Here is a 13006-nt window from a genome sequence, read left to right as displayed (position 1 = left end):
CAATCCACACCAAACCGGAAGGCCCTCACCCGTTCAAGATCCCTCAGCCGAGATCTGGCTCACCCGTCCACAACCTCCCGGGACAGAACACCTAGTGCCGGGAGGGCACTGGATGCCGGGCAGGCCGGGTTCGCCAGGGGCGCGCCATGAGGGAGCGGCCGTCAGTCGGTCAGGTTCACCGTACGGGCGGACGTGGCGCCGATCTCCGTGGAGATGTCGGAGAGCACCGAGGCCGGGACGTCGTCGTCGACGGTGAGGACGACCAGTGCCTCGCCGCCCGCGCCCGTCCGCGACACCTGCATGCCCGCGATGTTCAGACCGGCCTCGCCGAGGATCCGGCCGACCGTGCCGACGACGCCGGGGCGGTCCTCGTAGCGCAGCACCAGCATGTGCTCCGCGAGCGCCAGGTCCACGTCGTACTCGCCGACGGCGACAATCTTCTGGAGGTGCTTGGGGCCCGCCAGCGTGCCGGAGACCGCGACCTCGTCGCCGTCCGCGAGCGTGCCGCGGACGGTCACCAGGTTGCGATGGTCGGGCGATTCGGAGCTGGTGGTGAGGCGGACCTCGACGCCGCGTTCCTGAGCGAAGAGCGGGGCGTTCACGTACGACACGGTCTCGTCGACGACGTCCTCGAACACGCCCTTGAGCGCGGAGAGTTCGAGCACCTTGACGTCGTGCTGAGTGATCTCGCCGTACACCTCGACGTCGAGCCGGACCGCGACCTCGCCCGCGAGCGCGGTGAAGATCCGGCCGAGCTTCTCGGCGAGCGGCAGCCCCGGGCGCACGTCCTGGGCGATCACACCACCCTGGACGTTGACCGCGTCCGGCACCAGCTCGCCGGCGAGGGCCAGGCGCACGGACTTGGCGACCGCGACGCCCGCCTTCTCCTGCGCCTCGTCCGTGGACGCGCCCAGGTGCGGGGTGCAGACGACCTGGTCGAACTCGAACAGCGGGGAGTCCGTGCAGGGCTCCTTCGCGTACACGTCGAGACCGGCACCGGCGACCCGGCCCTCCTTGAGGGCGGAGGCGAGGGCCGCCTCGTCGACGATGCCACCGCGCGCGGCGTTGACGATGCGCACGGCGGGCTTCACCTTGCGCAGCGCCTCGTCGCCGATCAGGCCGATCGTCTCAGGGGTCTTGGGCAGGTGCACGGTGATGAAGTCGGACACCTCCAGCAGCTCGTCGAGCGAGAGGAGTTTGACCCCCATCTGGGCGGCGCGCGCGGGCTGCACGTAGGGGTCGTACGCGACGATCTTCATACCGAAGGCCGACATCCGCTGGGCGACCAGGACGCCGATGCGGCCGAGGCCGACGACGCCGAGGGTCTTCTCGCTCAGCTCCACGCCGGTGTACTTGGAGCGCTTCCACTCGCCGTTCTTCAGCGCGGTGTTGGCCGGCGGGATGTTCCGCGCGGTGGCAATCAGGAGACCGCAGGCCAGCTCGGCGGCGGTGACGATGTTGGAGGTCGGCGCGTTGACCACCATCACGCCGGCCTTGGTGGCGGCGGAGACGTCGACGTTGTCGAGGCCGACGCCCGCGCGGGCCACGACCTTCAGCTTCGTCGCGGCGGCGATGGCCTCGGCGTCGACCTTGGTGGCGGAGCGCACCAGGATGGCGTCGACATCGGCGATCGCGGGGAGGAGTTCGGCACGGTTCGCGCCGTTGCAGTGCCGGATCTCGAAGTCCGGGCCCAGGGCGTCAACCGTGGCGGGCGACAGCTCTTCAGCGATGAGTACGACGGGTTTCGAGCTCACGTGAGTCCTCACAAGTCCAGTGCGGACGGCCGTCCCGACGGCCGCAGGCGGTGGAGGGGCTTGCCGCGTGGAAGACGCACGACACTGTGGGCCTGACGCGTGTATGTGTGGAGAAGTGTAGTCATGCGCCGGGGCGCGCACTGCGCCCCGTTGGAAGGATCACCCACACGGAGTGGACGACTTGTACACACGTGCGCGCCGCCTCTTCCGGCGGTGAAAAACGGCGGGGGCGGACCGGTCCTCCGGTCCGCCCCCGGGGGGTGCGCTACGCGTCCTCGTCGGCGACCCAGCTCATGAGCTTGCGCAGCTCACGGCCCGTGGTCTCCAGGAGGTGGTCGCTGTCCGCCTTCTTGTACTCGTTGTACTTGGGCAGACCGTTGTGGTACTCGTCCATCCAGTTCTTGGCGAAGGAGCCGTCCTGGATCTCCGCGAGGACCTTCTTCATCTCGGCCTTGGTGGCGTCGGTGATGATCCGCGGGCCGGTGACGTAGTCGCCCCACTCGGCGGTCTCCGAGATGGACCAGCGCATCTTCTCCAGGCCGCCCTCGTACATGAGGTCCACGATGAGCTTCAGCTCGTGCAGGCACTCGAAGTACGCGATCTCCGGCTGGTAGCCGGCCTCGACCAGGGTCTCGAAACCGGCCTTGACCAGGGCTGCGGTACCACCGCAGAGGACGGCCTGCTCACCGAACAGGTCGGTCTCGGTCTCCTCGGTGAAGGTCGTCTTGATGACGCCGGCGCGGGTTCCGCCGATGCCCTTGGCGTACGACAGCGCCAGCGCGAAGGCGCTGCCCGTGGCGTCCTGCTCGACGGCCACGATGCAGGGCACGCCGCGGCCCTCCTCGTACTGGCGGCGGACCAGGTGGCCCGGGCCCTTCGGGGCGACCATGCAGACGTCGACACCGGCCGGCGGCTTGATGAAGCCGTAGCGGATGTTCAGGCCGTGGCCGAAGAACAGCGCGTCGCCGTCCTTGAGGTTGTCCTTGATGGACTCCTCGTAGACCTTGGCCTGGATCGGGTCCGGGACGAGGATCATGATGACGTCGGCCTCGGCGGCGGCCTCGGCCGGGGTCACCACGCGCAGGCCCTGCTCCTCGGCCTTGGTCTTGGACGTGGAGCCCTCGTGCAGACCGACACGGACGTCGACACCCGAGTCGCGCAGCGACAGCGCGTGGGCGTGGCCCTGACTGCCGTAGCCGATGACCGCGACCTTGCGGCCCTGGATGATGGACAGGTCGGCGTCGTCGTCGTAGAACAGCTCGGCCACTGGGTCTCTCCTTGATGTGCGGGTGCTACGTCCCACCGTACGGCGGGGTGCGTCGGAAACGTTTATCGATCTCGCCATGCGGGCGGCGAGGGGTACTAGGCCGTACGGTCGAGAGCGCGCAGCGACCGGTCGGTGATCGAGCGCGCGCCGCGCCCTATGGCGATGGTGCCGGACTGGACCAGCTCCTTGATGCCGTACTGCTCCAGCATCCTGAGCATGGCCTCCAGCTTGTCGGCGCCGCCGGTGGCCTCGATCGTGACCGCCTCCGGGGAGACGTCCACGGTCTTGGCACGGAACAGCTGGACGATCTCGACGATCTGGGAGCGGGTCTCGTTGTCGGCGCGGACCTTCACCAGGACGAGCTCCCGCTGGATCGCAGCGGAGGGCTCCAGTTCGACGATCTTGAGGACGTTCACGAGCTTGTTGAGCTGCTTGGTCACCTGCTCAAGGGGCAGGCCCTCGACATTGACGACGATGGTGATGCGCGAGATGTCGGGGTGTTCGGTGGTTCCGACCGCGAGCGAGTCGATGTTGAAGCCGCGGCGGGAGAACAGGGCGGTGATCCGGGCGAGGACACCGGGCTTGTTCTCGACCAGGACGGAGAGCGTGTGCTTGGTGGACATGGCGTCGGTCTCTCTCGGTCTCTCAGTCGTCTTCGTTGTCGCCGAAGTCGGGGCGGACCCCGCGCGCGGCCATGACCTCGTCGTTGGAGGTGCCGGCGGCGACCATCGGCCAGACCATGGCGTCCTCGTGGACGATGAAGTCGATCACGACGGGGCGGTCGTTGATGGAATTGGCTTCTTCGATGACCTTGTCCAGGTCGGCCGGGTCCTCGCAGCGGATGGCGTGGCAGCCCATGGCCTCGGACAGCTTGACGAAGTCCGGGACGCGGGTGCCCTTCGCCGGAGCGCCCTCGGTGTCGGCACCGGAGTGCAGCACCGTGTTGGAGTACCGCTGGTTGTAGAACAGGGTCTGCCACTGGCGGACCATGCCGAGCGCGCCGTTGTTGATGACCGCGACCTTGATCGGGATGTTGTTGAGCGCGCAGGTGGTGAGTTCCTGGTTGGTCATCTGGAAGCACCCGTCGCCGTCGATGGCCCAGACCGTACGGTCCGGCGCGCCGGCCTTGGCGCCCATCGCGGCGGGGACCGCGTACCCCATCGTTCCGGCGCCGCCGGAGTTCAGCCAGGTGGCGGGCCGCTCGTAGTCGATGAAGTGGGCGGCCCACATCTGGTGCTGGCCGACGCCCGCGGCGAAGATCGTGTCCTCGGGGGCGAGCTCGCCGATGCGCTGGATGACCTGCTGGGGGGACAGGCTGCCGTCCTCGGGGAGGTCGTAGCCCAGCGGGTACGTCTCGCGCCAGCGGTCGAGGTCCTTCCACCAGGACGCGTAGTCGCCGACGTGTCCCTCGGTGTGCTCGGCCTGGACGGCCTGGACCAGGTCGGCCAGCACCTCGCGGGCGTCGCCCACGATCGGCACGTCGGCGGCGCGGTTCTTGCCGATCTCGGCCGGGTCGATGTCGGCGTGGACGATCTTGGCGTACGGGGCGAAGCTGTCCAGCCTGCCCGTGACGCGGTCGTCGAATCGGGCGCCGAGGGCGACGATCAGGTCGGCCTTCTGCAGCGCGGTGACGGCGGTGACCGAACCGTGCATGCCCGGCATTCCGACGTGCAGCGGGTGGCTGTCGGGGAATGCGCCGAGCGCCATCAGCGTGGTGGTGACGGGCGCTCCGGTGAGTTCGGCGAGGACCTTCAGTTCGGCGGTGGCCCCCGCCTTGATGACGCCGCCGCCGACGTACAGCACCGGGCGCCTGGCCTGGGTGATGAGCTTGGCGGCCTCACGGATCTGCTTGGCGTGCGGCTTGGTGACCGGGCGGTAGCCGGGCAGGTCCTGGGTGGGCGGCCAGCTGAACGTGGTCTGCGCCTGGAGGGCGTCCTTGGCGATGTCGACGAGCACGGGGCCCGGACGGCCGGTGGAGGCGATGTGGAACGCCTCGGCGATGGTGTGCGGGATGTCCTCGGCCTTGGTGACGAGGAAGTTGTGCTTGGTGACCGGCATCGTGATGCCGCAGATGTCCGCCTCCTGGAAGGCGTCCGTGCCGATCGCCCTGGAGGCGACCTGGCCCGTGATCGCGACCAGCGGGACGGAGTCCATGTGGGCGTCCGCGATCGGCGTCACCAGGTTGGTGGCGCCGGGGCCCGAGGTGGCCATGCAGACGCCGACCTTGCCGGTGGCCTGCGCGTAGCCGGTGGCGGCGTGCCCGGCGCCCTGCTCGTGGCGGACCAGCACATGACGGACGCGGGTGGAGTCCATCATCGGGTCGTAGGCCGGAAGGATGGCGCCGCCGGGAATGCCGAATACCGTGTCGGCCCCCACCTCCTCGAGGGAGCGGATGAGGGACTGCGCGCCCGTGACGTGCTCAACGGTGGCGGCGGGCGATCCGCCGTTACGGGCCCGCGGCTGGGGATGGTGGGCCCCTGTGGCCTGCTCGGTCATCGGCATTCTCTTCTCGAAGCTGAGGGTTTGTGCGGGGTGTTCTGCGGCGTTTGCGTGGTTCCGGTGCAACAAAAAACCCCTCGTGCCATGAGGCAAGCGAGGGGAGCGCGTCGGTGTGGTCTGCAGAGTGCCATCGAGGGACTCTGCTTCAGCCGACGCGCTGTCCACGTACGAGAATTCGGGTGCGCATGGCATCGACCCTCTCTCCGACGCCTACGACGTGTCAAGTGGGTGGGACGGGCGTCTCAGCATGTGAACCGCTGAGGAGCGGGATCGAGCCGCCCGTCAGGACGGGCCGGGCGGTTGCGGTGCCGGGCATCGGGAACGTGCCCCGGGCCAGGGCGCGGCGCAGCCGGTACTCGTCGAGCGGACCGGAGAACGCCATTCCTTGTCCGTGCGTACAGCCCATGGCGCGCAGGGCCACGACCTGTTCCGGTACGTCGACTCCGTCGGCCACGGACTGCATGCCCAGGTCGCAGGCGATGCGCAGCAGACCGCTGGTGATCTTGTGGAGGCGGGCGGATTCCACGACACCCTCGACGAGACCGCGGTCCAGTTTGAGTACGTCGACGGGGAGCCGACGGAGCGCGTTTATGGCCGCGTAGCCGCTGCCGAATCCGTCGAGCGCGATGCGCACGCCGAGGCGGCGCAGCGCGACGAGGCGCTGTTCGAGTTCGTCGAAGGGGATCCGGGGGTCGCTCTCGGCGACCTCGATCATCAGCGTTCCGGAAGGCAGGCCGTGCCGGGTGAGCAGTGCCTCGATGGAGCTGGACGGTGTGCCCTTTTCGAGCAGCCTGCGGGCGGGGAGCCGCACCGCGACGGAGACCTGGTGTCCGGCCCTGGCCCGGTCGACGGCCTGCTCGATGGCCTCTTCGAGGAGCCAGCGGCCGAGTTCGGCGGTGCGGTCACCGTCCTCGGACACGCGGAGGAATTCCGCGGGGGTGAACAGGATGCCCTGGGCGGACCGCCAGCGCGCCTGGGCGGCCACGGCCGCGACCGTGCCGCTGGCGAGGTGCACCACCGGCTGGTGGAGCAGGGCGAACTCGCCGTCGCGCAGGGCGTTGCGGAGCCGGGCGGCCAGCTCGGAGCGGCGGACGACCTCGGCCTGCATCTGCGGGGCGTACAGCTCGACGCGGTTCTTGCCGCCCGCCTTGGCCCGGTACATGGCGAGGTCGGCGTTGCGCATGAGGTCGCTGGGCGTGATGCCGGGCTCCGCGAACGCGACCCCGATGGACGCGGCGACCCTGACCTCGCCGGGGCCGACGCCGACGCGGTAGGGCCGGGAGAGGGTGAGGCGGAGCCGGTCGGCGATCTCGTGGACCTGGCACTCCCGGGCGGACTGGTCGCCGGTGCCGTCGCCGAGGATGATGGCCGCGAACTCGTCGCCGCCGAGGCGGGCCGCGGTGTCGCCGGCCCGGACGGACTCCTGCAGGCGGCGGGCGGCCTGGACGAGGAGTTCGTCGCCCGCCTGGTGGCCCAGGCGGTCGTTGACCGCCTTGAAGCCGTCGAGGTCGATGAAGAGCACGGCGGTGCCCGCATCGCCGGTGCGGCGGCCGCCGAGGGCCTGCCGGACCCGCTCGGTGAACAGGGCGCGGTTGGGCAGGCCGGTGAGCGGGTCGTGCTCGGCGTTGTGCTGCAACTGGGCCTGGAGCCGCACCCGCTCGGTCACGTCGCGGCTGTTGAGGATCAGCCCGCCCTGGTGGCGGTTGACCGTGGACTCGACGTTGAGCCAGTCGCCCGTACCCGATCTGAAGCGGCACTCGATCCGGGTGTTCGGTTCCTCGCTCTGCTGGGCTGCGAGGAACCGGCGCAGTTCGTGGACGACGCCGCCCAGATCGTCGGGGTGGATGATCGAGGCGAGCTGGGTGCCGACCAGGTCCTCGGCGTCGCGCCCGTACACCCCCGCGGCGGCGGGGCTGACATAGCGCAGGACGCCGGTGGGGGCGGCGATCATGATGACGTCGCTGGAGCCCTGCACCAGCGAGCGGAAGTGGTTCTCCTTCTGTGCCAGCTCCTGGGTGAGGGCGATGTTGTCGACGAGCATGATGGCCTGCCGGACGACGAGGGCGAGCGCCACCGTGCAGCCGGTGAAGACCACGACGCGGTCGACCGTACGGTCCTCGACGACGTTGTAGAGGATGCCCAGCGTGCAGACGGCGGCGGCGAGGTACGGCGTGAGCGCGGCGAGCGACCCGGCGATGGGACGGCTGGCCTGGCGTGGCGCCTCCCGCGGCGGGAGGGCCTCACCCGCGGCGCGCGCCCCCCAGGGGGCGTAGGCGAGGAGCAGCGAACCGGCGAACCACCCTGCGTCCAGCAACTGACCGGAGTGGTACGCCTGCCGCAGCAGGGGCGAGGTGAACAGGGCGTCGGACAGGACCGTCACCGCGAGTGCCGCGATGGCGGTGTTCACCGCGGAGCGGTTGACGTTGGCGCGGCGGAAGTGCAGGGCCAGCACCATGGAGACGAGCACGATGTCGAGCAGCGGGTAGGCCAGCGAGAGCGCCGCGCGGGCCACGCTCGTCCCCTCGGCGTCCGCGACGTGTGCGGTGTGGGCGAGGGCGAGGCTCCAGGAGATGGTGAGGAGCGAGCCGCCGATCAGCCAGGAGTCGAGCACGAGGCAGAGCCATCCGGCCCGGGTGACGGGGCGTTTGGCGAGGACGAGCAGCCCGATGACGGCGGGCGGCGCGAAGCAAAGGAAGAAGACGTCGGCGAGGGAGGGGCTGGGCACCCGTACCCCGCGCACGACCTCGTACCAGCCCCAGACGGCGTTGCCCCCGGCGGCCATGAGCGAGGAGAACGAGAACAGCAGCCAGGCCGGCCGGCATCGGTCGCCGTCGGCGCGCGCATAGAGGAAGCAGGAGACGGCGGCGATCAGCGCGGCGGCGCTGAGGCCGAAATCTCCCATGAAGAGCGCCAGTTCCGGCGAACCCCAGCCGAGGGCCGCCCCGACCGCGTAACCGCCGCAGACAAGGCCGAGGACGATCTGCGAAACCACCGCACCGGTGCCGCCGACGGCCGACCGCCGGGCCAGGAACGCCCCGAGGGCATCGGTCGGCGCGCTCACCGGCGCACACCCGGCACCGGCAGGTGCGCGCGCACCCGGCACGCCGCTGGGACCCGGCACCGGCCGGCCGGGCACTGTGCGACGCCGCGGGGGGCGGCTCGCCGCCCGGCCGGACCCGCCGGCGCGCGGCCTGCCGAAGGACGGCCCGCCGCCTCGCGGTCACTCGCGCGAAACGCCCCGGGACCGCCCGCGGGGGCCGCCCCGCGGGCGGGTGCCCGCCATCCGCCGACACGGCAGGGCAGCCGTCGGCCGCCCTGCCGTGTCGGATCGTTCGCCCCTCGGCCGTACATCACCCATCGCCCCCTCGTGTGTCGCGTCCTCCCCGGCACCGTCCCTCCTCGGCGCAGCGCCCCTTTCGGGACGATACACCAGACTGGTCACTCAGGGACATAGTCCATCTACTCTGCGTGACGATCAAGGGCTCGGTCGAGACGGAGCGCAGTCATACGGGCCCGTAGCGTGTTCGGCTCATGAGTGTCTGGTGATCACCCCGTGGTGCGCGCCGTGGGCGGCACCGTGGTCGTCGTTACGCGACGCGATCATCCGGTGGTGCGCACGACGTTCCGCAACGGCTCCCCCGCGGCGAAGCGACCCAGTTGCGCGGTCAACAGGCGCTTGGCGCGGGGCAGGAACGCGGAGCTGGTCCCGCCCACGTGCGGGGAGACGAGGACGTGGGGAGCGTGCCAGAGGGGATGTCCGGTCGGCAGGGGCTCGGGGTCGGTGACGTCGAGGGCCGCGTGCAGTCGGCCCGACTCCAGTTCGGCCAGCAGCGCTCCGGTGTCGACGACGCCGCCCCGCGCCACGTTCACGAGCAGCGCGCCGTCCGGCATCGCGGCGAGGAACTCCGCGTCCACCAGCCCTTGTGTGGACGGGGTCAGTGGGGTGGACAGCACGACGACGTCCGACCCGGGCAGGAGCGCGGGCAGGTCGTCGAGCGTGTGCACGGGGCCGCGCGCCGTCGTCCGCGCGGAGCGTGCGACGCGTACGACACGTGCGCACTCGAAGGGCGCCAGCCGGTCCTCGATGGCGGCGCCGATCGCCCCGTACCCCACGATCAGCACGGATTTGTCGGCGAGCGCGGGATAGAAGCCGGAGCGCCACTCCTCCTTGTCCTGACCGCGGACGAATCCGGGCACACCGCGCAGGGAGGCGAGGATCAGGGTGAGGGCGAGCTCCGCGGTCGACGTCTCGTGGACCCCCTTAGCGTTGCACAGCAGCACTCCCGAGGGCAGCGCTCCGAGGCCCGGTTCCACGTGGTCGGTGCCCGCGGTGAGCGTCTGCACGGCCCGGACCCGTGTCATGGCCGCGAACGGACGGGTCGCCGTCTCGGCGTCCGACATGTACGGCACGACGTAGAAGGCGCAGTCGGCCGGGTCCGCCGGGAAGTCCCCCGTGCCGTCCCAGAAGCGGTAGGCGAGGCCGCTCGGAAGCCCCTCGATCTCGTCGGCGGGATACGGCAGCCATACGTCGAAGGCCCGCGTCGAAGCGGCCCCGGTCGTCGTAGTGGCCTGAGCGGTCGTGGTCGTCGTGGTCGTCGAATTCGCCGGAGTCATGGCCAGAAGGCTATTGCCGGTCCCGGCACCGGGCCGTGCCCGGGGAGCCGTGCGGGCGGGCCCGGGTCGCCAAGAGCCGCGCAGGGAACGGCGGTCGCCGGGAGGCTGCGCGAGGCACGGCGCTCGGCAGAGGTTACTTTGGGTGCGTTGTGGTCCCGTGACGACGGGGCCGAGGGAGGGTTCGGGGAGTTGGAGCGCAGGAGTCTCGGTGCGGCGGCGCTCGCCGTGGGTGCGGTCGGACTTGGCTGTATGCCGATGAGCTGGGCGTACAGCGCGTCGCAGCGGCGCGGTGACCGAGCGTTGCGCGCGGTGCACGCCGCGCTCGACGCTGGGGTCCAATTGCTCGACACCGCCGACATGTACGGCCCCTTCACCAACGAGCTGCTGGTCGGCCGGGCGCTGAAGGGCCGCAGATCGGATGCCTTCGTCTCCACCAAGTGCGGTCTGCTGGTGGGTGATCAGCACATCGTCGCCAATGGCCGCCCCGGTTACGTGCGGCGGGCCTGCGACGCCTCGTTGCGGCGGCTGCAGACCGATGTGATCGACCTGTACCAGCTGCACCGGGCCGACCCGGAGGTGCCGGTCGAGGAGACCTGGGGCGCGATGGCGGAGCTGGTGACGGCCGGGAAGGTGCGGGCGCTCGGGCTGTGCGCGGTCGGGGCGCGGGCTTCCCGACGGCGCGGGGCCCGCATGTACGACGAAACGATCCGTCAGCTGGACCGGGTGCAGCAGGTCTTCCCCGTGAGCGCGGTCCAGGCCGAGCTCTCGGTCTGGTCGCGGGAGGCGTTGCAGTCGCTGCTTCCGTGGTGTTCGGCGCGGGGCGTGGGGCTGCTGGCGGCGATGCCGCTGGGGAACGGGTTCCTGACGGGCACGCTGACTCCGGGGCAGGGTTTCGAGCCGGACGACCTGCGGGCGCGGCACGCCCGGTTCACGGCCGAGATGATGGCCGCGAACCAGCCGATAGTGGCCGGGTTGCGCCGGGTCGCCCAGCGGCACGGGGCGACCGTGGCACAGGTGGCACTGGCCTGGGTGCTGAGGCAGGGACCGCACGTGGTGCCGATTCCCGGGACCAAGCGCGAGCACTGGGCGGTGGAGAACGCGCGGGCGGCCGGGCTGCGGCTGACCGAACGGGACCTGGTGGAGATCGCCCGGCTGCCCCCGGCCCGAGGGTCCTGGGACTGAGCCCGCGGTCCGGGGACCGGGCGCGAGCGCGCGGGCCCGGGGCCGACCGCAGGGGCCGGGTCGGCCCGGGTGGGCCATCGGGGCCAGGACCGGCCATGGGCCCGAGGCCGAACGCCTGGGGTCCTGTCGGGCCGGCCGTCAGAGCCGGTCCGCGTTCCGGCGTCGTGACCGGCGCGGCCGATCGGCCGAGGGAATCGGCCGGGCCGGGCAGCCCCGGTGCCGCGGCAGGCGTCGTTCGCCCGTCAAGGAGCGCGTCCGGTGCGTGCTCTCGGTGTGCCGGCCGCAAGCCCTCGCATGGACGTACTCGGGTTTTCGGCCGGTGCGGCGCGAGGACGGGCCGGGAGCCGCGACGGGGCGAACGTTGTCTGATGCGGCACCAGGCGGGGCTTCGGTGTAAGAACGGTGTCCGGGTCGTCGAAGACGTTGAAGGGACCGGTGCTGTGCGCGGTGTTCTGTTCGGAACGGTACGAGGCCGAGGCCCCGCGGGCCGTCGGGGGCGGCCCCGAGGGGCGGCCGGCACCGCGCTGGCTGCGGGGGCTCTCCTGCTGGCCGCGGGTTGTTCCTCGGACGTCGGTGCCCTCGGCGGGCAGGTCGGCGGCGTGCCCCCGTCCCGGAACGCCTCCCCCTCCGCCACCGGTCCGTCGGCCACCCCCTCCCCGTCGGTCGCCCCGCCGCCCGCGAAGGGCTCGGTGCGGGTCGTCTCCACGCTCACCGAGGGCCTCGACTCACCGTGGGGGCTGGCGAAGCTGCCCGACGGCGATCTGCTGGTGTCCTCGCGCGACAAGGGCACGATCACCCGGATCGACGGGGAGAGCGGGAAGAAGACCCTGCTCGGTGCCGTGCCCGGGGTGGCGCCCGGCGGGGAGGGCGGGCTGCTGGGCATCGCCGTGTCCCCCTCCTACGGTGCGGACCGTCTGGTGTACGCGTACTTCACGACCGCGTCCGACAACCGCATCGCGCGCATGCAGTACGACGAGGACGGCACGACACCGGGCCGCCTGCTGGGCGCGCCGGACACGATTGCGCGGGGCATCCCGAAGGGCACGATCCACAACGGCGGGCGGATCGCCTTCGGCCCGGACCACATGCTCTACGCGGGCACCGGGGACACGGGCGAGGACCGGCTCGCGCAGGACAAGAAGTCGTTGGGCGGGAAGATCCTGCGGATGACTCCGGACGGTCGGCCGTTGCACGGCAACCCTGCAGCCGACTCCGTGGTGTATTCGTACGGACACCGCAACGTGCAGGGGCTGGCCTGGGACGAGCACAAGCAGCTGTGGGCGTCCGAGTTCGGACGGGACGCCTGGGACGAGCTGAACCGGATCGTACCGGGCGGCAATTACGGCTGGCCGGAGGCCGAGGGGAAGGCGGGGAAGAAGGGATTGGTCGATCCGGTGGCGCAGTGGAAGACGTCCGAGGCGTCTCCGAGCGGGATCGCCTTCGCCAAAGGCTCGATCTGGATGGCCGGTCTGCGCGGTGAGCGGCTCTGGCGGATTCCGCTGTCCGGCAAGGGGGACGGGGAACTCCTGGCGCCGCCGCAGTCGTTCCTGCGAGGTGAGTACGGCCGTCTGCGCACCGTGCTCGCCGCGGGCGGCGACAAGCTCTGGCTGGTCACGAGCAATACGGACACGCGCGGCACCCCGAAGCCGGGAGACGACAGGATCCTGGTGCTGGAGGTGCGGTAGCGACG

The 13006-nt window shown here is 71.1% G+C and carries 8 protein-coding genes; 2 read left to right on the top strand and 6 right to left on the bottom strand.

What is annotated here, in order from left to right:
- Positions 1-161: 161 nt before the first annotated feature.
- The 6 genes from serA to ACGF2V_RS14335 all read right to left on the bottom strand — a co-directional run bounded on the left by serA (position 162) and on the right by ACGF2V_RS14335 (position 10134).
- Positions 162-1754 carry a phosphoglycerate dehydrogenase gene (serA, locus tag ACGF2V_RS14360; protein WP_362618932.1) on the bottom strand — a complete coding sequence of 531 codons (1593 nt, stop codon included), beginning with the start codon at positions 1752-1754 and terminating at the stop codon, positions 162-164.
- 265 nt (positions 1755-2019) lie between these two features.
- A complete protein-coding gene (gene ilvC, locus ACGF2V_RS14355) occupies positions 2020-3021 on the bottom strand; it encodes a ketol-acid reductoisomerase (RefSeq protein ID WP_362626154.1) in 1002 nt (333 codons plus the stop codon).
- 95 nt (positions 3022-3116) lie between these two features.
- Positions 3117-3644, bottom strand: coding sequence for an acetolactate synthase small subunit (ilvN, locus tag ACGF2V_RS14350; protein ID WP_073784708.1), 528 nt, complete (start codon positions 3642-3644; stop codon positions 3117-3119).
- Positions 3645-3666: 22 nt separating this feature from the next.
- Complete coding sequence (locus tag ACGF2V_RS14345; RefSeq protein ID WP_362705188.1) at positions 3667-5523, bottom strand: acetolactate synthase large subunit; 1857 nt, start codon at positions 5521-5523, stop codon at positions 3667-3669.
- Positions 5524-5740: 217 nt separating this feature from the next.
- Positions 5741-8581, bottom strand: coding sequence for a putative bifunctional diguanylate cyclase/phosphodiesterase (locus ACGF2V_RS14340; protein ID WP_392912088.1), 2841 nt, complete (start codon positions 8579-8581; stop codon positions 5741-5743).
- 539 nt (positions 8582-9120) lie between these two features.
- Positions 9121-10134, bottom strand: a complete 1014-nt coding sequence (locus ACGF2V_RS14335) for a 2-hydroxyacid dehydrogenase (protein WP_362705190.1) — start codon at positions 10132-10134, stop codon at positions 9121-9123.
- Between the two features lie 225 nt (positions 10135-10359).
- Between ACGF2V_RS14335 and ACGF2V_RS14330 the strand changes: the two genes are divergently transcribed.
- Both ACGF2V_RS14330 and ACGF2V_RS14325 read left to right on the top strand, forming a co-directional pair.
- Positions 10360-11316, top strand: coding sequence for an aldo/keto reductase (locus ACGF2V_RS14330; RefSeq protein ID WP_362626166.1), 957 nt, complete (start codon positions 10360-10362; stop codon positions 11314-11316).
- 440 nt (positions 11317-11756) lie between these two features.
- A complete protein-coding gene (locus ACGF2V_RS14325; protein ID WP_362705193.1) occupies positions 11757-13001 on the top strand; it encodes a PQQ-dependent sugar dehydrogenase in 1245 nt (414 codons plus the stop codon).
- The last annotated feature ends 5 nt before the right edge of the window (positions 13002-13006 follow it).

It is taken from the genome of Streptomyces sp. NPDC047982, assembly GCF_043204165.1.
Taxonomy (GTDB): Bacteria; Actinomycetota; Actinomycetes; order Streptomycetales; family Streptomycetaceae; genus Streptomyces.
This window is presented reverse-complemented; position numbering and strand designations above follow the sequence as displayed.